Source organism: Streptomyces sp. HUAS 15-9 (genome assembly GCF_025642155.1).
Lineage (GTDB): Bacteria > Actinomycetota > Actinomycetes > Streptomycetales > Streptomycetaceae > Streptomyces.
This window is the reverse complement of sequence record NZ_CP106799.1, coordinates 1-23,379: the sequence shown is the minus strand read 5'-3', so window position 1 is coordinate 23,379 and position 23,379 is coordinate 1. Positions and strand designations below refer to the sequence as shown.

The window sequence follows — 23,379 nt, the reverse complement described above, 5'->3', positions numbered from 1 at the left end:
CGGTTCTTCTGTGGTGAGACCGTCGGTCAGGAACGGCAACAGCGCTGTGTACGACGACCAGTTCACGGCGGACGCCACCGATGTCACCTACGTCCGTACCGCCTACCACGGCGGTACGGAGACGGGCCGCGCCCACCGGGCCCGCCGTTCAGAAGACGCGGCGCGAGCCTGTGATGGACGGCCTGACCTGCCGCCAGGTGGGCACAAGGCCGCCGTTGCAAAACTCCAGGCCCCTGCGCGAAGACGTTCGCGCCCGCCGGACCCGGAACAGCACCGCATCATGGCCGGACACGCGGGCTACGGCTACTGCCGCGGCCACTCGCGGTTCATACCGGCTGTACCTGCTACCACCGCCGAGGGCATGACGGTCTCCTGGTGCCTGGCCGGCCCCAAGCTCGGCGAGCGAGAGGTGGTGACCGCGTTACTGGAACGCGATCACCACCTGATCCGGGCCGGGCAGGTGATCCTGGCCGACAAGGACTTCGCCGGGCGGGAGTTCGAAGGATTCGTCGCCGAACGGCTCGGAGCTCACCCGGCGCGGCCGGACCGCACGGACGAACCGGCCCCCTTCGGAAAGACCGGAGTCGCGATTCCATGGGCTTCGTCGAGCAGCGTGAGGTGCGCGGTGCAAGCTTGATCGAGGCGCCACGGCCGGGCGCAGCAGCAACGGTGCGCACGGCCGCGGCCGGCTGGGATGTCAGCCGACGAACGTGAACCTCTGGTAGGACAGCGCGTTGTACCCGAACGCGCGCAGACCGAAGTCGGTGCTGTCGTCGATCACGCGGCCGGTGTTCTGATTCCTCAACGTTTTCGTGCCGTCGGACTGGTAGATGATCGTCCACCGTTGGTAGGAGAGGTAGTTGCAGCCGAACGCGCGCAGGCCGTAGTCGGTGCTGTCGTCGATGCAGCGGCCAGTGTTCTGGTTCTGGACGACCCAGGTGCCGTCGGTCTGTTTGTACCAGTTGAAGTTCTGGTAGTTGAGCCCGTTACAGGTGAACGCGCGCAGGCCGTAGTCCCAGGAGTCGTCCACGCAGCGGCCAGTGTTCTGGTTCTGGAGCGCGTAGTAGTAGATCTGGCCGTCGGCGATGGCCGGACCCTTGGGCCTGGGTGTGACGGCGTGCGCGGCCGTGGTGCCGGCCAGCAGCAGCGCCGCAGTGGCGAGAACAGCCGCCGCCGATCTCGCGGTGGCGGTAGCGAGGGCAGTGCGCAGGCTCATGATGGTCCTCCGTTGGCGGTGGCCCGCTGTGGTCGAAGGGCGGGCATGGGTGCGCGGCCGTGTGCTGTGATGCGGGGCATCACCCAGCCGCGGATGCCTCGCACACGCTATGGGTCAGGCATGAACACTACAATCCGACGTGCGGCGTATTATCCGATATGGCCGGTTCTGCACGGTCTGACCCCTGCCAAGGGAAATCTGCTGACCCGGGGCGCGACTGTCCCTACGGGCGAAGCCTTTGGTCCGGTGGCGTCAGAGCGGCTGTAGCTGCCGGTGCACGGCACGGATTTCCAGTCGCAGCTTCTCGTGCTGCGCGCCACGCACGTAACGCTGGAACCGGTCTGCTGTGCGAGCAGCAATTGGTCAGGGACTGTGGCTGCTGCACGGGCGGCTCGTGGTCCTGCCACTCATATCCCTGGCGGAGGCTGTCGTGCTGCAGCGCAGCATTCGCACGGTCCGGGCAGCCGCCCAAGGGATGCCGGGTCACCCGCATGGGGTTTTGTTCAAGTCGGGCGTGAGAACGCACGCTGCGAGGTCGCAGCTCCCGTGTCGAGGAGGACCTTGTGCCCGCTGAAGCCGACGTCCTGACCCCGCCGCAGACAGTGACCGCGCAGGTGGCCCAGTCGGAGGCCGTCCTGGATGACGCCGTACCAGCGAAGTCGGGCGGCTCGAATTCTCCTGGTGGCGACCTGGAACCTGCGAGCCTTCCGTGACCTGACGAAGGCGTGGCGGACCCCGAAGGCGCCTCGCCGAAGCGGAACTTCACCGACGTACACCTCATCGCAGCTCAGATGACACCGGCCGCCGGCGCCGCTTTGGCCCCAGGTGTCGACCACGAGTGTGGCGTAGCCGAGCGCGGGCCACAGCAGGTTGTCCAGAACATGGCCGCGGCCTTCGCCGTAGCCGAGGAACTGGACGGTGCACGCGTACGGGCCGTCGTTCTCGCCGCGCGCGGGCAGGGTGAGCCAGGCACACCTCTTACTCCTCCGGTGAGGCGGTCACCGGAGCGAACGGCTCTGACCTGTACCCGGAGACCGACCACCCTGAACTGGACAACGTCGACCCTGCGACCGGTGAAAGGACGAGTGACACCACAGGCGCCCTCAAGGACTGGCCCCGAAGTGGCTGCACGACTCCGTGCGGCCGCAGATCGCCCTGACTCTGAACGCCATGCACACCCAGGCCCCGCACGCGGAGGTCGTCCTCATGGGCTACCCCGCCTGGTGGAGAAGGACCACAGCTGTTTCCCCGGTCCCTACGAGACCGTCAGAACGACTGGGTACGGGATCTGGCCGACAGTCTCGCGGCCGGGATGAAGGGCGCCGTCGAGCAGCTCGGCGGAACGTGGGCAGTCTTCGCCGACCCGCGGGCCAACTTCGACGGCAAGGCCGCCTGCGGCAGTCCGGAGACCATTCACGCCGTCGTGGAGAACGGACGGGAGAAGGCGGACACCGAAAGCCCGAAGGCGTCCATGCAGACCCTCCACCCCAAGATCGCCGGTGCCCGTATCTACGCGGACACCTTGGAACAGACCCTTCGGAAGCCATGACCGACAACTGACCCGGGGGCCTGAGTACCGGTACTCAGGCCCCCGGCCGTCGCATACGGAAGGCTGCACGACATGACCACCCCCCGTACAGAACCGGCGCCCGCCCTGCCACGGCTGCTGGGCGCCGCCGCCAGCGGAGCTGTCCTGGCCACCGGCGCCTTGGCCTACCTGTCATGGGTCCACCGGCGCAGTGACCGCATCTGCGGTCCGGACCCCGGCGTACTCTGCTTCACCGGATGGAACCTGACAGCCATTCCGTTCCTTTTCGCGAGCTCCTTGACCGTGCTGGTCGTCGTGTACAAGGGACTGGGCATCCGGCCACGGCTCGCCGTCATCCCACCGACGCTGATACTGGCGCCGATTCTGCTCGGGGCTGCGCACGCGACAGCCGGCTGGTGGGCTGTCGCGTGCACGGGCGGGGCCTGGTCGTTCTCATGCGCCCTCGCCGCATGGAGCCGTTACCGGATTCCGGCCCTCGCAGCCTCGGCCGTGCTGCTACTCGCCTCCATGGTCGTCCTCTACGGCTGACGGGCACTGACTTGCCGCGGGGGTGCTGTCTGGCAGGGTTTCGGTGTGGGAGCGGGGCCCGCCATGGCGCTGGCTTGGTGATTGGTGGGTTTGTGCCAGTGCACGGACAGAAATGCAGATCCGCTGAATGACGCCGCCCTGCCTACGGGCCAACAGACCTCAGAAACCAAGGAGCTATTTATCAACAGCTCCCTGCTCATCACCGTGTGAAGACCGTTGCGATCTTATCGGGAGGGGGGTGGTGCCGTGGGGCCGCCTTCCCGCAGAGCTTTCCAGACCGAGGCGAGGGCCACGATCTGCGCCAGAAAGAATGCGACCGAGGCAAGACGCATCCGGTAGATGTACACGACCAGACTGGCGCTCGTGGGCCAGTAACGCCGTTCACTCTGGAACGTTTGCACATCCATAACCAAACCTGTAACGGTCAACACCGATGTGAAGGTGGCAATAGCGGCGACCGTACCTTGAAGGCTCTGCCCGCTGAGTTCGCCAAGAATCCGGTGAACGCCAACGGGAATTGAGAAAGCGACAGCGACCCAGAATGCTTTCGTCGGCCCATGACGGCCGGGAAGGTCACGCCAAAGCGCTCCCAGAAAGAATGCTCCGCCCATCCAGGTGAGCTGCCAGTAGAGAACGTCAAGCACGATTGAAGGAAATACAGGGGAGACAAGGGTTGTCAGGACCCAGTTGTTGTTTCCGACCATGTCGTTCCAATACATCACCGCGGTCGCGGGGAGGCCGACGAAGCAGGCGATGATCGCGCACCTGCAGGCATTGGCCCACCATGTGGCCATGGGGCCCAGGGCGAAGGCCACGTCAATGGGCCTGACCCCTTCGGGCAGGCATCGATCCAGTTGATCGATTTGCTGCTCGATCGACTGAGTCACCGTACGTCCGGCCCCGTTTCCGGAGTCGGCGTGATGAAGCTGATCCTGGAGCTCTCGATAGTGGCGCACCATGCTCAACAGGTGCGATCGATCGGTCTGTGAAATGACTTGGCCCAGGGGAATGCCCCCTGCGGAAGACTGTCGCAGCACGGACTTGGAACGCGCCAAGGACAGAATCATCCAAGCAGCACAGAGACCGATAAGTGGGCCCAGAATGTAACCCGCGATGCCGAAGTAAGTTGAGTAGTCAGGCAGCGCAACCAGTGCGAAAAAGACCACGAGAAGAAACATTTCCGGCCGAGTGGGCGTGAACGAACCAGTGTCACTTCGTTCTGCTCGGCAGACGCGAAGTGCCCCCAGCAACACCAGCGCCGTCAAGACAATCCATGTACATTCCCACAGATACGGAAGTGCCGCGTCAGGGAACCTGTCCCACCACAAGTCGTATGACTCATTAAATCTTTCCTTGTATGTCGGCCAGGCGGGGTCGGCAAGCCAAGTGCGGCGATTCCAGTCGCGGAGAAGGGCCGGGACCTCCCACAGGACAGTCAACACCGAAAATCCTGTGGAAATAGAGACCAGCTGCCATGTCGACAATCTTCGCCCCTCCGGCGGCAGAGGTCTCTGCCCTGCCGAAATTATGCCCACGCAAAACACAAAAACTGCGGCCGCATACGCGATCAGTACTACGCGGGTTCCGGCAGGGGAAATATAGACATCAGATACGGGCAATAGTGCATCTTCTGACAGTTCAGAGCCGACGGAAAGTCCGACGATAGATAAGGTCAGTGCGCACGCGAGGGCAAGCAAGGACTTCTGCAACTTTCCGAAGAGACAAAGTGTGAGCCCCAGGAACAGCAGCGAAAACAAAGCCACGGTTGACCAGTAGTCGTGAATCCAGGAAAAGCGATCCGCCATGAAGTAGTAGACATTGTCGCCCATGTAGACGAGCAGGCTGAGGCCCACCTGCAGGAGTGCCCAAGTGTGCAGTGTTCTCAATGCCTTTTCTTCCTCCTCGATCGGATGTCGCCCAAGCCCTTGTCGAAGTTTTCTAGCCGCGATGAGCAAGAGGGCACCTGCCACCACGTTCCAGGCCGCGGCCGATCCGCTGTAGACCCCCAGAGCTTCCCAGGCCTGCCCCCACGACACCGCGATTGCTCCCCACTGCTGGGCTGCGGGCGGGCGGAACGTGACCATGCAGCCAGTCGGCCTCTTGTTGTGCCAGCTCATTAGGGTGCCGTTTTCGCCACTGGCCGGCAGCGGGGCGACCGACAACGGCCGGGGACCCCCCGTATGGACCTGCACGTCTTCCCACGCCGCCTTGGCAAGACTCACCGGGGGCGCCAGTTGGATACTCCAGATGCTCTTGCCGGCCGCTAGGCTCCAGGGGCCAACGTGATACGTGCCAAGCCCTTGCACCCAAGCAACGGCCTCGTAGTGAACCACTACGCCCTTCTCGTCGGAATGCACCGTGAGCGGCTTCAACCGCCACTCATTCTCGTCATAGAAATCCTCTTCGGAGACTTTCCCAAGAAGGCAGCGCAGCACCTCACGATAACGAGACGCGTGAGTGTCCAGGAGTAGATCCGCGGAGCGCCCCCATCCGGCCGGAATCTTGATTTCCATCACGCTGGTGACCATGCTGTAGTCTTGGCCACGGTGATCAAATTCTGCCGATGCGGCTACCTTAACGCCACGAACCTTGTCGACACCGCAGGAGTCGGCCTGATAGGCCTCGGCCGCATGAGAAATGACTGCAGTGCCCGACATGGAAACGAGAGTCAGCAGGAGAACGGACAGCAGGTGCGGCACGGAGCATCTACGACGGATCACCGCTACAGGATCTTCCCGCCCGAGCCGTCGTACTTCCGGTGGCACGGCGGGCACCTGCAGGTCCACCCTGACAGCCGATGGTGCCTTCCCCCATGGCCGGAAGCTGCCGAGCTGATCCGCCCCGCATCATGCGGCAGCGATCGCCCATAGTCCGTTGTGGCGGTGGCGAGGTATCGCAATGCTCTTCGTTCGAGGAACACACCCGATGTGGGCAACCACGCTGGCCAGATAGCTGTCGATAAATAGCTCGTTGGGTCTACTGTCGTGCGGCCTCCTGAACCCCCGGCCGCGGGCGGGATAGGCCCGTGGTCACGTTCCCGCGCGCTCGCCGCAAGCGGCTGGCGCGGAATCGATGTCCCATGACTACCGCCCAATCCAGCCGTACGTATCGCGATGAAGCATCTGAGCCGTCCGGCAGGACAACCGGATAACTCCGCTGCAGGTCAAAGCACCTGCAGTGGACAAACGCCAGACAGCATGGGGCGCGCGCAACGGCCAAGTGCGCCCCGAGCCCGAGCGGCGCAGACGCCCTCTGCCGGGTGTTCGTCACGGCCAGCAAACTGGCTCCGTCCCGGACGCGACGGACTGTTCGATCCATCCGAACGGTCCGGTGGACCCTGAACCGCCTGAAGGGTGAGGGGCACTGCCTGTCCGCAAGGGCACACGAGCGATCCAGCAGCTGCCAGCCTCGCCGGACGGGACCCGGCCGGAACACCGGACCTGCCATGTCCGGCAAGCCGGTCTGGGCCCCGAGGGGCCGGGACACAACAGTGAAACCGCCGGGACGTGTCTGGTACAACCGGCGTCGCACGCGCGGCGTCATGAGTGTCACACGGCCAATGAGCCGCTCCGCGCAGCAGAAGGGCAACCGCGTTGTCAGCTCCACTCATACTCCGGCGAGTACTCCCCGCCACCGCACTCGCCTGCATCGCGGCGATCGCCACCGGCTGCAGCGCGGGCTCGGCCGGCTCCTCCTCCGGTGGCACCGCCGCAGCGACGGTTTCCGACGCACCGGCTACTTCTGGCGCACCGGCTACTTCCGGTGCACCGGCTACGACGGCGTCTGCCGCGGCGGCTGCAGTTCGGGCCAGCGGTACGGGCACCGGCACCGAGGCGCCGGCCGGCACCACGCATAGGGGTACCGCCGCCTGCCCGACCCGCTATCTGAACGCCAGACCGGGTGTCAGCCAGGGCGCCGCCGGCAGCGTCTACCAGGTGATCGACTTCACCAACATCTCCAAGACCGCCTGCACCCTGTACGGCTACCCCGGGGTGTCGCTCGCCGGGGGCAGCCCCGTCCGTCAGATCGGCCCGGCCGCCACCCGCAACACCACCACACCCCCCACGCTGGTGACGCTGGCGCCGGGGGCCACCGGCAACGCGCTGCTACGGATCACAAACGCCGGCAACTACCCCGCGGAGCAGTGCCACCCGACTGCCGCGCAATACCTGCAGGTCTACCCGCCGGGTCAGACAACCCCGATCTACGTCGCCTACAGCTCGACTGCCTGCGCCGGGACGCTCGGCAGCCTGAGCGTCAGCACCGTCCGGCCAGGCGCGGGGAGCGCGTCGTAGCACGCCGATCCTGACCCCGACACCCAGCGGTGCGCAACGACATCACCGTCCTCCTGCGCGCCTCGGAGACCGGACGGCCGATCACCGGCCCTTGATCAGAAGGTGGGCAACCTCCAGGCACAGCTGAGTGACATCGCCGAGACGATGGACCGCAATCAGGCGCAGATCGTCGAGCTGCTGACGCAGTTGGTCGGCCGGGATCCCAACGTCGGCTGAACCTGCCCGCTTGAACGGCTGTGGCCCCGAACACCTGCGTGTTCGGGGCCACAGCCGTATACGTACTGGGCAGGTGGTCCCTTGGTGGACCGAGCGCGCGAGTTGGCTGATACGTAAGGACGGTTCATGGAGGAGCCGACGCGGCCGGAGTCGGAGCGGTTCTTGTACCTCGACGACGTCGACCGCGAGCTGAGCGGGAAACGGCGAGGGAATCACAACCGTCTGGGGTTCGCGCTCGAGATGTGCACGGCCCGCTGCCTGGGACTGTTCCTGGAGGACCCGCTGGATGTGCCATGGCCGGTGGTCGAGTACCTGGCCGAGCATCTGGGCATGGAGGACGCCTACGGGCGGTCAATTTCCCTGCGCCCGCAAGTTCGCAGCAGCAGCCTGGCTGTGCCAGGAACCGGAGAGAACGGTGCACGCATCCCCCTATGGGGGCAATCCGAACCGATCGATCCGACGTTGTGGGGAAGTGGCCCGTGCCTGGCCATGGGTTGTCGGCAGCCGAGCAGATGCTGTGGGATGCATTCTCCATCGGGGGGATGGTCGATCTCGGCGATGCTGGCCGAGGTTCGGCTCAAGGCCCCGATGCCATCGTGCCAGCCGAGGTGATCGCCGGAGCCCGGATACGTGCCATCCCTGCGGCTACGCGGCGCAGTAGTGGCAGGGGTACTGGATCTGACGGGCTGTCACGTGCCCTATGCCCTGGCAATGACGAACTGCACATTCGAGCAGAGGCCATGCCTCGAGGCCGCCTCCATGAAGCTGGTCGATCTCAGCGGCTCACAACTGCCCGGGTGACTCACACCAGCCCCCGACGCCCTGCGGGTTCGAAGTTGGCGGAGGCTCAATGCCGACGACGGTCCAGGTCAGCCACTGGCTCGGGCCGGTCAGGGCGTTCAGCAGTCCGGGCTTGGCGAGGATGACACCGGACAGATAGACCGCCTTTGTGGGAGACGCTGCCTGATCGGCGGCGGTCTCCCGCTGGAGACAGGGGACGGTCAGCTGCGATCGCCGTGCCGGGCCAGCCGCTTGAGGAGGGCGACGGACTCCGCGAGCTGTTGCTGTTCGGCGGGGGACAGCTCTGCCCTAATGGCCTCGGCGAGCCAGTCGGCTCGGCGGCCGCGACGTGCCTGGAGTGCCCGCAGGCCCGGATCGGTCAGCATGACGAGGACCTTGCGCCTGTCGTCCGGATGGGGCTTCTGGCGGGCGAGGCCTAGTTCCACGAGCTGGCCGACGACCCGCGCCGCCGACTGGTGGCGGACCTGCTGCCGGGCCGCGAGCTCGCTGGTGGTCATCGGTCCTTCGCGGTCAAGGAAGCCCAGCACTGCGGCCTGCGCCTGCGGCATGGCATCGGTGGTCCGTGCGTGCCGCACAAGGTTTCCGAGGACGGCTCGCAGGTCGCTCGCGATCTCCTGCTCGTTCACGGCATCACCGTACCCGCAGCACAGAAATACAGCAATGCTGTACAGTTTGGCTGTATAAAAGGAAGGGAGACCAGTCATGCAGATGACTTCACTGGGGCATTCCTGCATACGGCTGCAGCACGAGGGCTGCACCGTCGTTATCGACCCCGGCTGCTTCAGCGATCCGGACGCACTGGAGGGAGCCGACGCGGTGCTTGTCACGCATGAGCACGTAGACCACTTCGTCCCCGACCGACTGCGGGAGGCCAGCGGCGACATCGACATTTGGACCAACCCGGCGGTCGCCCGCCACCTCACCGACCTCGGCGGTCGCGTCCATACCGTCCGGCACGGCGACGTTTTCGACGTCGGTCCTCTGGAATTCCACGTGTACGGGGAAATGCACGCCACCATCCACCGCGACTTCGCCGAGTTCGACAACGTCGGCTTCCTAGTCGACGGGGTTTTCCACCCGGGCGACGCGCTCACTGTCCCGGAGGAGGAGGTGCGCACGCTCCTCGCGCCGGCCGGTGCGCCGTGGGTGAAGCTGGCCGAGGTCGTCGACTACGTCAGGGAAGTCGGACCCGGCGAGGTCTTCCTCGTTCATGACGCGGTGCTGAGCCCCCCGGCGCTGACCGTCCACACTCAGGTGCTGAGCAGCTTGGTCGGCGGACCGCACGGCTCGGCCGTCCGCACATGGTCCGAAGGGGACGGAGTCGGCCTGTCCGGAGCCGGCGGCGCCTTGAGCCAGGCGGTTCCTCGGACCTGACGGCTGACCGGGCCGAGGCGGAGGAAATGCCTCGGCCCGGGAGCTAGCGGGGGAGTTGTCCCAGGCAAGGCGGACATCACGGCGGCCGCTGCCGATGGCCGCGCGGCGGTTCGCGCAAGCGGTCAGGCGATCAGGGTGTGTATCGAAAGTGGATCTTGATGTCGCGCATGATCACCGTTCATGTGAAGTACGAGATCGATCCCGACCGCATCGAGGCCTTCGAGGAGTACGGCCGCCGGTGGGTCGCCCTCGTCGGCCGGTTCGAGGGTACGCACCACGGCTATTTTCTGCCCAGCGAGGGAGACACCGACATCGCGTACGCACTGTTCTCCTTCCCCAGCCTTGCCGTGTACGAGCAGTACCGCACAGACAGCGCGCGTGACCGTGAGTGCCGGGAGACGATTGAGCTGGCTCGTCGGACCCGGTGCATCCACCGGTACGAACGTCGCTTCCTGCGGCCTCTCGACAAGACGCCCAATGCCTAGAGACCTATCAAATCCGCTGGTCACAGCCACTCATTGATGGCTGCGACGAGGACCGTTGCCTCGTAGCGAACTGCCAGCCTGTCCTACCGCGTGGCTATGGCCCGGGTCTGATGCAGGCTTGGGTGACAGGGGCCGCTTCTGTGGCTTGCGACAGCTTCGCCGGATCAGGGTCCGCGGGCCGGGTCGAGTCCACTCGGGAGACGTCACGAATAGGTGACTGCTACACCGAAACAGCACCCCAGACGTCACAGCCGGCGCTACGGTCAGCGCTGCCAACACGTCCTGGGGGGACATATGACTAATCCGTACACCATGCCGCCACAGCCGCCTCTCGGAACGGCCCCGAAGTGGGCGCGGAAGCGGTACGTGCTGCCAGCGATCGGTCTCGCCTTCTTCCTCGGCATCGGCGCCGGCGGACAGGGGAACGGGAAGGATGCGAAGGCAGCGTCCGACAACGTGCAGCCGACTGCCACGGTCACCGCGACAGCCACGGCGACAAAGACCGCAACACCGAATCCTGCGCCGACAGTGACGGCGACGAAGACGGTCAAGGTGAAGGTGACCGTCACCGCGAAGGCGGCCGCCGCAGGTTCCGGAAGCAGCGGCAGTTCGTCCGGTGGGTCATCCGGGAGCGGCGGCTCAAGCTCTTCAGGGGGTTCCAGCACTCCCGGAAACGGCGCCACCGCTCTTTGCAATGACGGCACCTACGGGCTCCGTCCGTGGTGATCTCAGCGGCTGCTCCTTCTGGTACGAGCAGAACAGCCACAAGTACAAACAGGTACTGCACTGTCAGACCACGATCCGCCTCGGCAAACCGCTGCCGGACGACAACTGAATCGATGACCAGCGCGCCCCCTCGACACCGAGGGGGCGCGCTGTTGCTGGTGGACGAGAGCGGCTGGCGGAGGGGGAACGCTACCGATCTCTGGGTGCTGCGGTGATGTGGTGATGTGGGGGTGGACCTGGTCCTTGCTGATGGGACGAGGGAGTGTCTGGGGAGGCTGCACGAGATCGTGCGAGGGAGTTGATCATCTCGTCGGCCGTTGTGGAACCCCGGTGCGCGTGCCCGCATCTTGTTGTCCGGTGGGGCAGGAGCGGCGGCATTCGGCCCCGTGGGAGTGGCGTCACCCAGGGGGAGTTCTCATGTCACGGCGGGCAGGGGCGGTCTGCACGGTCGGCCTGGTGATGCTGTTGGGTGCCGCTGCCTGCGGCCAGAGCGGCAGCGGCTCGGAAAGCCGGATCGCCGCATGCGCAACGCCCCAGCTGAGCTGGAAGATGACCCTGCTGCCGGGCAAGCCGCACGACACGCCGACGGCGATGCTCAGCGCCGCGCACAAGGGGTCGAAGCCGTGCGCCTTCGACGGCTACCCGGAGCTCAGTGTGTACGTCGGCAAGGGGCCGTCGGCCGACTCCAAGCCGAAGCAGTCCACGCCGGTCCATCTGGTGCTGAAGCCGGGTCACAGCATCGCGATCCCGGTCTTCTACGACGCGGTCGGTTCGCCGTCCGGGTCCTGTGAGGTCATGGCCGAGTACAACCCGCGCGTCGAGGTGCGGCCCCCGCATCCCACGGCGCACGACTACGGCTCTCGTGTGCAGTTGACCGATGAGAAGGGGCACCACCGGCGGGCACAGGTGTGTGACCTCGACATGCTGCTGGGAGCACCTCAACTGCACTGACACAAAGCCGGATAAACAGTGTGCATTCGTGCGCCCACCATGCGATCATGACGGCTGCGACCGCTGACCACGGTCGATCGAAAGCTGCCGTACGGCGGTACGGGGGAACCCATCGGGGGTTGCTGTTGCGTGCGGTGAGCGCGGAGCAGGCCATTGGAAGGCAGATCACGCGTCGGGCTCAGTAGCAGCGTCATGCCTGCTGTCCCGCAACAGGCGCCTGCCCTTCAAGTCCTCGCGCCGTCCGGCCTGCCTCTTGGAGAAACCTGAATGCAGAAACCTGAATTGCTCCGCAGACCCATACGTCTCGGGGCTGTCGCGGTGCTGAGCGCCGTGGTGCTGCTGGGCAACGCCGCCGCGGCCCAGGCCGATACCGCGACCCCTGCACCCGGCACCCCCACGCCGGCCGTGTCGGGGCCCTTGCAGAGCGCTGCCCCCGAGCCGAAGCCGCCGACCGGCCCGATTCCCGCAGACTCGACCGGCCCGGCGCCCGCGGACTCGACGGGCCCGTCTGCCGAGCCCTCGGCTTCGGACACAGCGGTGCCGGCCGCCGATGACGACTGGACGGCCGAGGCCGCCATCCGCTTCTGGACGCCCGAGCGCATGGACTCGGCCACCGACCCCGCGGGTCGTAGTGCCCCGCCGAAGGGGCTGACGGCAGCCGCCCAGCGGTCCTCTGCCGCCGGCATCACCGCCCAGCACTTCAAGGGCATCAAGTCCGTTGGCACGATCTTCAGCCAGGACAAGGGCCTCAAGGGGCACCGTTGCACGGCCAGCGTGGTGCGCAGCGCAGGCCACAACCTGATCCTCACCGCGGGTCACTGTGTCGGTGCGAAGTCCATGTTCGTGCCCATGTACGACCACACCAAGACCGCGGCCGCGCAGCCGCACGGCGTCTGGGCGGTCGACAAGTGGTTCCGCGACAAGAGGGCCACCTGGGACAAAGCCAAGACCTCCGACCTGGACTACGCCTTCGCGAGCCTGAAACCGAATGGCGGTAAGAACGTCCAGGACGTCGTGGGCGCCAACACGCTGGCCCGTACGCCGGGTTACGCCAACAAGGTGACCGTCATCGGCTACCCCAAGCTCGAGCACAACCCGCCGGACCAGGCGGTCCGCTGCCCCGACATCTACACGACCGCACTGTCGGGCTACAACCAGATGCAGATCTACTGCGCCGGGATGTGGGGCGGCGTCTCCGGCGGGCCGTTCTTCTCCGAACTCGACGCCTCCGGCGACACCGGCACCATCATCGGCAACGTGGGCGGGTTTCTCCAGGGCGGCCCCGATGTGCCGGGGTCGGACCCGCGGTACAACGAGATCACCTACAGCCCGCTGCACGGTGACCGCTTCTTCCGCCTCTACGCCGACGCCCAGCAGGGCCGCAACCCCGACTACGGTCCGTACGACCAGCCGCCGCTGCCCTACACGATGGGCTCCGGCGAGACCTGGAAGCACGCCAGCCTGATGGCCTCCGGCGACTTCAGCGGCAAGGGCCACAGCGACATGGTCGTGGTGTGGTCCGACGGTGAGGTCACGCTCTACAACAGCGACGGAAACGGCCACTTCACCAGCGAGCGGCAGTTGCTGCCCAAGAACTCCACCTGGAAGAACGCCAAGACCATCACTGCGGGCGACTTCACCGGGTCGAACCGTTTCGACCTGATGGTCCGCTGGTCCGACGGCGAGGTCACCCTCTACGGCGACGTCGACACGAAGGGCCTCGACTGGGCGGGCACCCAGATGATCAAGCCCAACGACCTGTGGAAGGACGCGACCCAGATCGCGGCGGGCCGCTTCAACGCCTCCCAGTACGTCACCGACCTGATCGTCCGCTGGGTCGACGGCGAGGTGACCCTCTACACCAACGTCAGCGCGGGCACCTTCGGCCAGGAGCACAAACTCAAGGACAAGAACGACACCTGGAGGGACGCCACCCTTCTCACCAGCGGTGAGTTCTCCGGCAACCAGAAGTGGGACCTCATGGTGCGCTGGACCGACGGCGAACTCGACAACTACGTCGGCACGACCACATCGGGCCTCGGCACCGAGCGGCGCATCCTGGACCCCAACGGGCTCTGGAAGCACGACACCGTGATGACGACCGGTGACTTCACGGGGAACCACCGGACCGACGACCTCGTCATCCGCTGGTCCGACGGCGAGACCACCATGTACAGGGACACGGGTGCCGCCCACCTCGGCAGCGAGGAGACCCTGGTTCACGCCGGCTGAGCCCATGGCCGGCGCTCCACACCCGATGCCCTCGGCACACGACCGTGCCGGGGGCATCACGTATGCGGCTACCCCCGTGGGCCAACTTGCTTGCGCCGTGACCCGTGCGGGGCAAACGCGCTTCAACATCGTGGAGAGTCACGTAGCCCTCCGAGGCTGGCACGCGCGTAGGCCCGCCTCTGCCCGCCCGCGGTCCTCTTACCCGCGGCCAGGTCTCCTTCTTCCACACCTCGACCGCATCGTCGTCCCGCTCGATGGCGCGCCGGGCCGGCTGCTGCCAGCTCCAGCCATGCCGCTTCAGTAACCGCCACGTGCCCTCGACGGTGTAGGAGACGTGGAACAGCCGGCCGATTAACGACTTGACCCGCGCCAACGTCCATCGCTGGTCCGCCCAGCCGTGGACCAACGGGCCACGCTCCAACTCCCCCGCCAGCCTGACGACCTGGGTTCCACTGAGCCGGGACCGTCCCGGAGAGCCCAGCGACAGGACCCCGACCTGGCCGCGCTCGCGCCAGGCCCGGCGCCACCGCTCCACCGACCGCTCGCTCACCCGCAGCGCGGCGGTGACCTCTCGGTTCTTCTCCCCGGCCTCGAAGCGGACGACAGCCTGCAACCGGATCCGCTCCCGCGCGGCCCTCTCGGTGTCGGTCAGCCCACCACCCTGCGCGTATCTCACTCCCCAGGACCTACCGGCGCCAGCGGCCGCTGTCAGGCGACCCCTCCCGACATCACTCGATCAAGTTCAGTAGCACACCGTAATAGGGGCGGTATTCACACGTCCGTACCCTCGGGGCGAGCGAGAGATGTCTCATTCCAGCGATAGGCCGGCCCGGGCTGCCGGAGTCCGGCGACTCCGGCAGCCACAGCGGGGAGGACTCCCGATTACGGTTCCCGCGCCGCCCAGCCAAGCTCGCGTGTCAGCCGGCTCGACTCCCTTGGTGACGGCCGAGACCCTGCCACTGGCCGACGGTGTTATGCCCACTCAACTCCGAGTTCGGTGAGTGCGGCCCGTTGGGGTTCGGTGAGTTTGTCGCGGCGGGTGCGGGTGTTGCTGATGAATACGCCCAGTCGTACGGATACCGACGTGCTTTCTCCGTGGCGGGGACCTTCCACGGTGATGGTCTCTGTGTGGGCCCTGGGTACGCGGTGGTGGCCTTCGCGGGCGATGTATTGGGCGAGGGCAGCGAGGCCTTTCTGGAAGGCTGCTGACGGTTTTCCGGACGCCTTCTCGCCGCCCGTGGCCGTCAGGGCCGGGGTGGGCCGGTGGGCGGGTGTCAGGCCGAGCCTGGTCAGTCGTTTCTGCTGCTCGTCGGTGAGTTCGCTCCAGCTTCGGGTCTGCCGTAGGACCCATGCGCCCAAGTCGTCACCCTGAAACGTCACGCCGGGGTTGATGTCGGGGAGCCGGTGGTCGGGTTCGTCGGCGGCGAGCTGGGCGAGGATGCGGTAGTGGCGTTGCCAGTCGAGTGGCCAGGGGCAGTTCCAGTCGGTGTCGATGGCGGTGAGCTGTGTGGCCCGGTTCTGGGCGCGTTCGGGGTTTTTGCCGAGGCCGTGGGGTCGGCGGAGGTTGGCCATGAGCTGGCCGATGGGGACGTTGGTGCCGTCCGGGCCGTCGGGGTCGGGGCCTTCCCACTGGGCGTCTTGGCGGGGTGCGAGGTGTCCGTGGGCGCGGTGGTAGGACCGCAGGACGGCGAGCCGGTTCTCCCATGCTTGGTCGCCGGGTTCCCAGACCATGCCTTCGTCGTCGAGTTGCTGGATGCGGTGTGAGGCGAGGTCTCCGTTCCGGCGGGCTTTCCTCTGTTGGTGAATCCATCGCCCGAGGGGGTACGAAGCGGTCACGCCGACGGGGCCGACCTGGGTGTCGTAGGGGACGGCGTGCAGGCCGGTGATGCCGTGCTCGGCGCGCCACTTGCGAAGGGCTTGGTAGCCCTCGAGCCAGACCCGTGAGTCGGGCCGGTAGACGCGGTTGCGCAGGAACGCGGCGATGGTCGCCGCGTTGCGGGGGCTGGAGAAGTGGAGCAGCGCCGAGTGCGTACCGCCGCTGGCCTCATGGGCCGGGCCTTCACCTTCCGTGCCGGTGAGGGCGGCGATGATGCGGCCGTCGGCGTCGCGTTGGACATGGACTTTGCGCTGTCCGCTGGTGGTGGCGGGGGAGGCGAGGTCTTCGATGAGGTGTTCGGAGTGGGAGCGCAGTCCTTGCAGGACGGCGACGAGCGGGGCATAACTGGCGCTGGCGACCATGTCGGTGGGGTTTTCGCCGGGCTGGGGGAAGACGGGTACGAGGATCCGTGCGGTCTTTGTCGTCCCGTCCGGGTTCGGCCTGAGCGCTCTGCCGATGTTCTGGACGATCTCGACTTGGGAGCCGCGGGTGTCGGCGAAGCAGATGGCTTCCACGCCGCGTTCGCCGACGATGTCGACGCCTTCGCCGAGAACCCGGACGGAGGCGAGGAACGCCCGGTGCACCCGGTGCCCCGCACTGTCGATGCCGTTGGCGAACTGGTGGATGGTTTCGCGGCGTTCGGCGACGAGGTGGTCGCCGCACAGCCATGCCGACCACACTCGCTCCGGCGGCACATGCCGGCCGGGCTCGAGCTCGTAGAGCCGGGCGTCGATCACCGACGCCGGCAGCTGCTCCGCGTCGGCGAGGGACTGCTCGGGTACCTCGGTGGCATACAGCTCGGCGGCCGTCTTGGGCAGGCTGTCCGCGAACGCGGCGGCTTCTTCCACTCGGTGGTGGAAGGTCATGACGGTGTGCAGGTTGTGGTGGGCGGCGTGTTCGAGGAGCGCGGTCTGCAGTAGGGCCAGGCGTCGGCCGCGCACCTCCTGCTCCGAGGCCCCGGTCTCCGGCTCGGGGTCGTGGATCTCCAGAACGTCGATCTCGAAGGGGGCGAGGATGCCGCGTTCAATGGCTTCGGCGAGCCCGAGTTCGTAGATCCATTCGCCGTAGGGGCCGTCGGGGTCGGAGGTCATGGAGGCGATCTCGAGCTCGCGTCCGTCCGGGCCGTGTACGGGCAGGGGGGAGGCGAGGATGCGGGGGGTGGCAGTCAGGTAGAGCCGGAAGCTGGCGGGGATGCGGGTCTGGTCGTGGATGGCGGCCCAGGCCTTGCCCAGGGCGCCGGCGGTGCCGTGGGCCTCATCGACGACGGCCAGGTCGAAGGGCTGCATCGTCTGCCCGTACAGCCGCGGCCCGCCCGCCAGAGCCGTCTCCAGCGGCCCTGGCACGATCGCCCGGCTCATGGGGTCGTCGGGGTCTTCCCGGTCGACGAGGGAGGCGTACGTCGCCAGGACCACCACCGGTCCGGATCCGGCCCACAGTGCGAGCTGGATCGCATTGGTGGTCGTGGGCACCTCGAGCGCGTCCAGGACGGTGTCGCCCTCCAGGGAGCACACCGCGACCATGGGCCCGTGGTGGCCGACCTGCCGCCAGGCCTGGGCGGTCTGCACCAGCAGGTCGAGGGTGGGCACCATCACGAGGATCCGCCCGCCCCGAAAACTGTCGAGCGCGGCCGCGGCAGAGGTGATCGTCTTTCCCGACCCGGTCGCGGACACCAGCGTGGCCCGCCGTCCCTCCTCACCGACGGCTGATCGCGTGGGAAAGCCCGCCCAGGCACGGACCCGCGTGACCGCGTCCACCTGGTGCTCCCGCAGCTGAATCCCCGGCATGGAGGCATTCTCCCAGACCACATCCCTCCAGTGGGAACACCAGACCTATCCATGGCTCGGGGTCCGCCGCCTCCTTCGCACGGTGCCGATTGGTCACGTAGCGGAGGGGCCTCGTCGGCCTGCACCAACTGCGCGATCACCGGGGCCCGGTTCTCGTCGCCCGAGGGTGCCGGCGCGGCCGCACGACCTGCAGCAGTTTTTGCCGTGCCTGTATCGGTCGATCTGCACGCATGCCCAGGCCCGGGTACCGCACCCCAGCACTCGGAGCCGGATGTCACTGCGCATCCAGGCGCTGCGACCGTCTCCCCGGCGAACCATCGAGGCCGAAGGACCCGTGGCTGGCTGAGGCGGGCAAGGCGGTGTTCTGTCCGTCTGTTTCGTTGGGTCGAGGGGGCCTCGGAGTAGGCCTCTTCGGGGTTGTGCGGGCTGTATTGTCGGGGGTGCTCGTCCTTGCGTCATCTGGCTGCTGAAGGCTCATCGATGGTCTGGGACAGGGCGTTGCGGAGACCCTGGCGCGGCGCGGTGGAAGGCGTTCGCGGCCGGGGTCTCCGCCTGTGTGCGGCCCAGTGGACCAGCCTGTGAGCAAGCGCTTTCTATTTGCCAAGAATTGAGATGCATAAATTTGCTATACATGTAAATCGAGTGAGCAATTAGAGACCCACCTTTCGGGTCGTGTCGCATTTTGTTCATCGGCGGTTAGGAGCGGAATTTTCCTGTACGCCGTCGCAGGATCTGCAGAGGGTTGACGAGGCACGCCTGACGCGAGGGATCTCATCCCGCAGCGGGAAGTCCTGTGGCATGCTGCGTCAGCGTCAGAAGTGAGCGCTCGGGGGTGAGTTGGACCGCTAGAGTTTTGAGCGAGGGAACGTGACGCTCTGGGCGGTGCAGAGCTCGCCTGTGCGCTAAGTTCCCCTTCACTCCCGGTCTGCGGTGCGGGTGTCCCACGCTGGTCTTCCACCCGGCACGGGACGCGGTTAGCTCGCCCGCAGTCCACTTACGACAACCAACGACCGGCCTTCAGCAGCCAGATGACATCAGTAGCGAGGAGAAGAGCGGATGAGCAGTGCCCACACCGTGGATCTCGATGACCCGGCCCTGCGGGAAATGATCAGGGAAGCGCTGGGCAGCAGGCGAGGCCTCAAGCGCTGGAACCGATTCCTCCAGACACTCGCTGACCAGCAGCGCAGCGCCAAGCGTCTCGAGAAGCTCCTACTCGTGACGCTCGTCATCCTCGTCCTGGCGGTCATCGTTTTGGCTCTCTGCGCCTTGTGCGCCGTGGCCAAGGACCCACAAGCACCTGGCGCCGGGGTATACGGGACGGTGGCCCTGGTCACCAGCGGCGGAGTGGTGGGGTGCTTCGTGCTCCTGCGGATGCACCGTGCCCGCATGCAGCGTGCCGAACGGCGCGGTGACTGATGGCTGACAGCCTGGTGCCAGACGGCTTCCACCCCGCCACACAGCACTAGGCAGGCAGTCCCCCTGGCCTCAACCTCTGCAGTACACAGGGAGGTTGGGGCCAGACGCATGTTTACACGCAGAACCCGGCGCCCCGTCAGCACGTCCTCAAGATCCACAGCAGGTGCGATCCATCGTGCGACCACTGTTAGGTATCAGAACGCCGATCAGAGGCGGCGGTCGAGGCCCACCTCCATCCGGCCGCAAACCACCTTCCGTCGCCCCTCGGATCGCGGAGCACACCGCATCGCATGCCCTTGAGTCCGTCCCCGTGATCCTGCACGGCAGCGAGCCCCTGCTGGAGGGGCCTCCCCGGTTCAGGGCATCGGCGTGCTTCTCGCCCCCACCCAGGCCCCGTCACCACGCTCGATCTGCGCATTCACACCAAGGCAGTGCCTCTCAGCAGACGTCACCGGGACGTCAGCATGTCCGGGACGCCCCGCCGAACTTGTCGGCGCCCGGCCACCGTACGCCGACCTGCCGATCGGGGTCTTTGAGCCGCGGGAGGAGCAGGACTGCAGGTTTCCGGTGCCAGTTCGACCCGGTGCTCGGTACGCTGCGCGGCGGGTTGAGCCTGACTGAGGCGGTGGGGCTCGTGCTAGGCGATCTGGTCGTGATCGGGACCGACGGCGCCTTCGAGCAGGCGGGCTCGCTGAAGACGGCCAACAACGAGCCTTCGGAGTGGGAAGGGTCGTCCCTACCCGCCTCGACGACGGCGGGGCCAGCACCGGACCACTCCAGGGGTGAGCAGGAACAACCTCTTGAGAACCCAGCCGACGCAGGCCGGGCCCGTTACGGGGACTGTCACCAGTCACCCAGTCGTCTGTTTCTCCGGCCTCCCGGCGTTGTCGAGGACTGGGAGCCAGCAGCCGAAGGGCGAGCCCTGATGCCGGGCGGGCCCGCCGTCGCCCAACACACCCTCGTTCGTGCCGGGTCATCCGCGCCTGACGAACCGAGCGGGCGACGCCGACTATCCTGGAACAGGTGCAGCGCAGCGGGCAGTTCGCTGCGGCCGGCAATCCGGGGGCACCTGCGGCGCCTGCGCCACAACCGCACTTCACCAGCCACAACGACCTGCTCACCGAGCTCCATCAGGCCTCTCCGACCCATGCGCGGAGCCTCCGCCTGCACCCTGCTCGGCATGTCCGGCGTCGGCAAGACGCAGGTCGCCGCGGAGTACGTCTACCGCTTCAGAACCGACTACGACCTGGTGTGGTGGATCAACTTGGATCGCACATCCGAGCGGGGCCGTTTCTGAACTGGCCGTGCAGGCTTGGCCTGAGAATCGGCAGTGCGCCCTCCTCGTCGGCCCCGTCTGCCTCCGTCGCGTCTGCGGGGCCCTGGTCTTCCGGTGCAGCGTCAGGTTCGCGGCCTGCTCGGCACCGCGCTGCCGCCGTCCGAGAGATCATCCGCCTGCTGCTGGGACTGCCGGGATGAGACGAGGCAGTGGGCAGACCGCCGGTGATCGCGGTGGTCGTGGAGACCGACGGTGCTATCGAGCAGGTGGACTAGCTGAAGATGGCCTACGCCGGTACGCCCACGACGGGTCTTGCCGTCTTCCGGCGGCTCTTCGACGGTGTCCTGGAGCATCCGGGCTTCGTCGTCCGGCAGTTGGAACTCGATGGGCTCATCCGGCAGTGCCGCGAGTGCCCTATGGTCGGAGTGTGCGGAGACGGCAGCTACGACCACCGGTACCGCGTCGGCGAGGGTTTCCGCAATCCGTCGGTGTACTGCGGCGACCTGGAGCGGCTGATCTAGCACATCGCTGACCGGGGCGAGCCCCCGGTCAGCTGTGCCTCAGCCAGCGCAAGGTCGCAGGAGCACTGGAATGGTCACTCTCGAAGTTGATCCGCATCGAAACGGTTGCGGTCAGAGTCTCTGCCACCCATCTCCGCCTGATGCTCCAGGATTACCAGGCGACAACCAGCACGTCGTCATGGAACAGCAACAGGCCCCTCGGGCAGCAGGGGCCCGGTCCTGGCGGTGCGAGTTCGGCGAGGGCATCCGCGAACCGTTCCTGCAGCACCTCGGGTACGAGAGCGCGGCGGACATCATCCGCAGCTACCAGCCAAGCGTCATCCCTGGTCCTTTGCAGAACGAGACGGCGGCGCTCAGACCTTCTTCATCCTCGACGAGGCGGTGTTGCGTCCCCATGTCGGCGGACCCTTGTCCGAGGAGTTGGAGATGATCAATGCGGCGCTGTACCTGCGCCGCCCTCTGCTCGTCACCGGCAGTCCCGGCGCGGGCAAGAAGACGCTGGCCCACTCCGTGGCCTACGAGCTCGGACGGGTGACGCCCTGTGCCGGTCCATCGTCAGCCGTTCCACGCTCCAGCACGGCCTGCACCACTACGACGCCATTGCTCAACTGCAGGATGTCCAGACAAGCCGCGCAGAGCGGTACGGGGCGGAGCCGGCAGTCCCGGAGCCGTCGAGGCCATCGGCAGCTACATCCACCTCGGTCCGCTCGGCGCCGCGTTGCTGCCGTGCGGCACTCCGCGGTGCTGCTGATCGACGAGCTCGACAGGAGCGACATCAAACTGCTGAACGTCCTGGAAGGCGAGTTCGAGCTGATGCTCACGCACCTAGGCAGCCACGATTTCCGGCCTCAGTGCCGTTGAGCAGGTACAGCTTGGCTGGTGGGGTGAGCGGCGGCGCGCGGAGGACGACGCTCATGTCGACGTCGTGGGTGGAGCGTAGGCCCGGCAGGTTGTGCTGAAAGACATGGTCCTGGGCGTTGCGTATGGCCAGCCAACGCTGGTGGACGGGTTCTTCGTTCCCGAGGCCCCGACCGGGACCGGGAAGGCGAGGTCGCTCGCCGCCAGCATCAGGCCCCCGCGGTGAGGCAAGGCCGCCTAGATGCTCATGTGCGGGGCCGAGAAGGCCCCTGTGAGCGGGGCCAGGCTGACCATCGTCGGCTGGGGTTCGTTACGGGCCGGCGCTGGTTGTGCGGGGGCTGCCCGCTGATCTCCTGGGCCACGACCAACCACTACAACTCCACTACCACTAAGGGAAGTTGTCTGGAAGTTGTTTATGAGGAGGTACCAAGTGAGGACATCTTAGGCAGAGTTGGTTGCCGACTTGGTTGAACGATGTAAGTTCCGTTCCGGGCCCCATGAACCGTCCCGACCAGGGGCAGCCCTCCCCAGCACACGACACGACCGTCCGCGTGCTGCAGTTCACCTCGTCGGTCAAGCTGTACCTGCTCAACAGCGCAGAGGTGTTCTTCGCGTACTACACGGTCGCGCGCCGGGAGGAGTCCACAGCAGCGGAACGCTGGAGATGTACGACGCTATGGCTCCGATTCCTTCCTCTTCTTCTTCGAGGAGCGGCGGGGCCGACGGGGGTCGGCGTGACGGGGCGTTCGTGGAGCAATCGCAGAAGTGGTTCGACGCCCTCTGGGAAACATCACGACGGATCTGACGCTCTCCTAGTGACTTCTGATATGACAGCGAAAACTCGGACGCCCTAATAGAGAAGAGGTCTGACCCCTGCAGGGGCGGACATCTCACATCACTCTTGACGCCGTCTGGAAAAATCCGACTTGATTGCCTCAAGGTCCTTCCCATAGGTACCTCGTATTTCTGCCATTACTACATGGTGCATCATTCCAGATGTAGACCGGAGTCACGCCCCCACCCTCTCTTCTAGTAGGTGCGGGCGCGAAGGGCCCTTGTGCGGGGGAGTGGAGCGGACCAACATGAGGCCTGGAGCGAAGCGGAGGGCCGTGCGGGGCTTTGCCCCGCTGTTCCGGGAGCGGAGCGGACGGAGCGTCAATCCTCGGGCTTCGCCCGAGGATTGTGCGGCCCGCGGAGTAGGCCGCTGGCGCTCCCGCGGAGCGGGCGCAACCCCCGTGCGCAGCACGGGGGTTCGCTTGCCTCGCGCGCAGCGCG

At 66.5% G+C, this 23,379-nt stretch carries 15 protein-coding genes and 8 pseudogenes; 15 read left to right on the top strand and 8 right to left on the bottom strand.

The window, feature by feature from the left end; all coding sequences use genetic code 11:
- Nucleotides 1–280: 280 nt before the first annotated feature.
- Nucleotides 281–598, top strand: a pseudogene (locus N8I87_RS42320) (IS982 family transposase); the annotation flags it as partial.
- 99 nt (nt 599–697) lie between these two features.
- Here N8I87_RS42320 and N8I87_RS42315 read toward each other — a convergent pair.
- A complete protein-coding gene (locus N8I87_RS42315; RefSeq protein WP_263217087.1) occupies nt 698–1,216 on the bottom strand; it encodes an RICIN domain-containing protein in 519 nt (172 codons plus the stop codon).
- A 503-nt stretch (nt 1,217–1,719) separates the two neighbouring features.
- A pseudogene (locus N8I87_RS42310) lies at nt 1,720–2,178 on the bottom strand (acetylxylan esterase); the annotation flags it as partial.
- Nucleotides 2,179–2,528: 350 nt separating this feature from the next.
- On the opposite strand from N8I87_RS42310, the gene N8I87_RS42305 reads away from it, so the two are divergent.
- Complete coding sequence (locus N8I87_RS42305) at nt 2,529–2,765, top strand: SGNH/GDSL hydrolase family protein (RefSeq protein ID WP_263217085.1); 237 nt, start codon at nt 2,529–2,531, stop codon at nt 2,763–2,765.
- A gap of 72 nt (nt 2,766–2,837) precedes the next feature.
- Nucleotides 2,838–3,293, top strand: a complete 456-nt coding sequence (locus N8I87_RS42300; protein ID WP_263217084.1) for a hypothetical protein — start codon at nt 2,838–2,840, stop codon at nt 3,291–3,293.
- A 224-nt stretch (nt 3,294–3,517) separates the two neighbouring features.
- Here the strand turns inward: N8I87_RS42300 and N8I87_RS42295 are convergent, their stop codons facing one another.
- A complete protein-coding gene (locus N8I87_RS42295; protein WP_263217083.1) occupies nt 3,518–6,079 on the bottom strand; it encodes a DUF6185 family protein in 2,562 nt (853 codons plus the stop codon).
- 807 nt (nt 6,080–6,886) lie between these two features.
- Between N8I87_RS42295 and N8I87_RS42290 the strand changes: the two genes are divergently transcribed.
- Both N8I87_RS42290 and N8I87_RS44900 read left to right on the top strand, forming a co-directional pair.
- A complete protein-coding gene (locus N8I87_RS42290; RefSeq protein ID WP_263217082.1) occupies nt 6,887–7,588 on the top strand; it encodes a DUF4232 domain-containing protein in 702 nt (233 codons plus the stop codon).
- Nucleotides 7,589–7,930: 342 nt separating this feature from the next.
- Nucleotides 7,931–8,143: pseudogene (locus N8I87_RS44900) on the top strand (DUF4158 domain-containing protein); the annotation flags it as partial.
- 662 nt (nt 8,144–8,805) lie between these two features.
- Here N8I87_RS44900 and N8I87_RS42280 read toward each other — a convergent pair.
- Complete coding sequence (locus N8I87_RS42280) at nt 8,806–9,231, bottom strand: MarR family winged helix-turn-helix transcriptional regulator (protein WP_263217081.1); 426 nt, start codon at nt 9,229–9,231, stop codon at nt 8,806–8,808.
- Between the two features lie 76 nt (nt 9,232–9,307).
- Here N8I87_RS42280 and N8I87_RS42275 point away from each other — a divergent pair, with 76 nt between their 5' ends.
- Entirely contained in the window at nt 9,308–9,979 is a 672-nt protein-coding gene (locus N8I87_RS42275; RefSeq protein WP_263217080.1) for an MBL fold metallo-hydrolase, read from the top strand.
- 167 nt (nt 9,980–10,146) lie between these two features.
- Nucleotides 10,147–10,464: an NIPSNAP family protein gene (locus N8I87_RS42270; protein WP_263217078.1), complete on the top strand. Its 318-nt coding sequence runs from the start codon at nt 10,147–10,149 to the stop codon at nt 10,462–10,464.
- 20 nt (nt 10,465–10,484) lie between these two features.
- On the opposite strand, the pseudogene N8I87_RS44840 reads toward N8I87_RS42270, so the two are convergent.
- Nucleotides 10,485–10,580: pseudogene (locus tag N8I87_RS44840) on the bottom strand (IS5 family transposase); the annotation flags it as partial.
- A 578-nt stretch (nt 10,581–11,158) separates the two neighbouring features.
- On the opposite strand from N8I87_RS44840, the gene N8I87_RS42255 reads away from it, so the two are divergent.
- The 3 genes from N8I87_RS42255 (at nt 11,159) to N8I87_RS42245 (ending at nt 14,373) form a co-directional block, all read left to right on the top strand.
- Nucleotides 11,159–11,299 carry a hypothetical protein gene (locus N8I87_RS42255; protein ID WP_263217076.1) on the top strand — a complete coding sequence of 47 codons (141 nt, stop codon included), beginning with the start codon at nt 11,159–11,161 and terminating at the stop codon, nt 11,297–11,299.
- A 308-nt stretch (nt 11,300–11,607) separates the two neighbouring features.
- The gene (locus tag N8I87_RS42250; RefSeq protein WP_263217075.1) at nt 11,608–12,141 is read left to right on the top strand and encodes a DUF4232 domain-containing protein; all 534 of its coding nucleotides are present in this window, start codon (nt 11,608–11,610) and stop codon (nt 12,139–12,141) included.
- Between the two features lie 267 nt (nt 12,142–12,408).
- Nucleotides 12,409–14,373, top strand: a complete 1,965-nt coding sequence (locus tag N8I87_RS42245) for a trypsin-like serine peptidase (protein WP_263217073.1) — start codon at nt 12,409–12,411, stop codon at nt 14,371–14,373.
- Between the two features lie 188 nt (nt 14,374–14,561).
- Here the strand turns inward: N8I87_RS42245 and N8I87_RS44675 are convergent.
- Together N8I87_RS44675 and N8I87_RS42235 are read right to left on the bottom strand one after the other, a co-directional pair.
- Nucleotides 14,562–15,049: pseudogene (locus N8I87_RS44675) on the bottom strand (winged helix-turn-helix domain-containing protein); the annotation flags it as partial.
- A 296-nt stretch (nt 15,050–15,345) separates the two neighbouring features.
- Nucleotides 15,346–18,033, bottom strand: coding sequence for a DEAD/DEAH box helicase (locus tag N8I87_RS42235; RefSeq protein WP_263217070.1), 2,688 nt, complete (start codon nt 18,031–18,033; stop codon nt 15,346–15,348).
- A gap of 1,056 nt (nt 18,034–19,089) precedes the next feature.
- Between N8I87_RS42235 and N8I87_RS42230 the strand changes: the two genes are divergently transcribed.
- From N8I87_RS42230 to N8I87_RS42215, 4 genes and pseudogenes are all read left to right on the top strand, one after another.
- Complete coding sequence (locus tag N8I87_RS42230; protein ID WP_263217069.1) at nt 19,090–19,449, top strand: hypothetical protein; 360 nt, start codon at nt 19,090–19,092, stop codon at nt 19,447–19,449.
- Between the two features lie 1,147 nt (nt 19,450–20,596).
- Nucleotides 20,597–20,746, top strand: a complete 150-nt coding sequence (locus N8I87_RS42225; protein WP_263217067.1) for a hypothetical protein — start codon at nt 20,597–20,599, stop codon at nt 20,744–20,746.
- Nucleotides 20,747–21,006: 260 nt separating this feature from the next.
- Nucleotides 21,007–21,246, top strand: a complete 240-nt coding sequence (locus N8I87_RS42220) for a hypothetical protein (protein WP_263217066.1) — start codon at nt 21,007–21,009, stop codon at nt 21,244–21,246.
- Nucleotides 21,247–21,651: 405 nt separating this feature from the next.
- Nucleotides 21,652–22,059 (top strand): annotated as a pseudogene (locus N8I87_RS42215) (AAA family ATPase); the annotation flags it as partial.
- A gap of 31 nt (nt 22,060–22,090) precedes the next feature.
- On the opposite strand, the pseudogene N8I87_RS42210 reads toward N8I87_RS42215, so the two are convergent.
- Nucleotides 22,091–22,437: pseudogene (locus N8I87_RS42210) on the bottom strand (GntR family transcriptional regulator); the annotation flags it as partial.
- A gap of 209 nt (nt 22,438–22,646) precedes the next feature.
- Between N8I87_RS42210 and N8I87_RS42205 the strand changes: the two are divergent.
- Nucleotides 22,647–22,920 (top strand): annotated as a pseudogene (locus N8I87_RS42205) (GntR family transcriptional regulator); the annotation flags it as partial.
- Nucleotides 22,921–23,379 lie beyond the last annotated feature (459 nt).

What these genes read in the sequence shown, in the direction of transcription:
- N8I87_RS42315 (WP_263217087.1), bottom strand. Translation starts at nt 1,216, where the DNA reads ATGAGCCTGCGCACTGCCCTCGCTACCGCCACCGCGAGATCGGCGGCG.
- N8I87_RS42305 (WP_263217085.1), top strand. Translation starts at nt 2,529, where the DNA reads ATGAAGGGCGCCGTCGAGCAGCTCGGCGGAACGTGGGCAGTCTTCGCC.
- N8I87_RS42300 (WP_263217084.1), top strand. Translation starts at nt 2,838, where the DNA reads ATGACCACCCCCCGTACAGAACCGGCGCCCGCCCTGCCACGGCTGCTG.
- N8I87_RS42275 (WP_263217080.1), top strand. Translation starts at nt 9,308, where the DNA reads ATGCAGATGACTTCACTGGGGCATTCCTGCATACGGCTGCAGCACGAG.
- N8I87_RS42270 (WP_263217078.1), top strand. Translation starts at nt 10,147, where the DNA reads ATGATCACCGTTCATGTGAAGTACGAGATCGATCCCGACCGCATCGAG.
- N8I87_RS42255 (WP_263217076.1), top strand. Translation starts at nt 11,159, where the DNA reads ATGACGGCACCTACGGGCTCCGTCCGTGGTGATCTCAGCGGCTGCTCC.
- N8I87_RS42250 (WP_263217075.1), top strand. Translation starts at nt 11,608, where the DNA reads ATGTCACGGCGGGCAGGGGCGGTCTGCACGGTCGGCCTGGTGATGCTG.
- N8I87_RS42245 (WP_263217073.1), top strand. Translation starts at nt 12,409, where the DNA reads ATGCAGAAACCTGAATTGCTCCGCAGACCCATACGTCTCGGGGCTGTC.
- N8I87_RS42235 (WP_263217070.1), bottom strand. Translation starts at nt 18,033, where the DNA reads ATGCCGGGGATTCAGCTGCGGGAGCACCAGGTGGACGCGGTCACGCGG.
- N8I87_RS42230 (WP_263217069.1), top strand. Translation starts at nt 19,090, where the DNA reads ATGAGCAGTGCCCACACCGTGGATCTCGATGACCCGGCCCTGCGGGAA.
- N8I87_RS42225 (WP_263217067.1), top strand. Translation starts at nt 20,597, where the DNA reads ATGCGCGGAGCCTCCGCCTGCACCCTGCTCGGCATGTCCGGCGTCGGC.
- N8I87_RS42220 (WP_263217066.1), top strand. Translation starts at nt 21,007, where the DNA reads ATGGCCTACGCCGGTACGCCCACGACGGGTCTTGCCGTCTTCCGGCGG.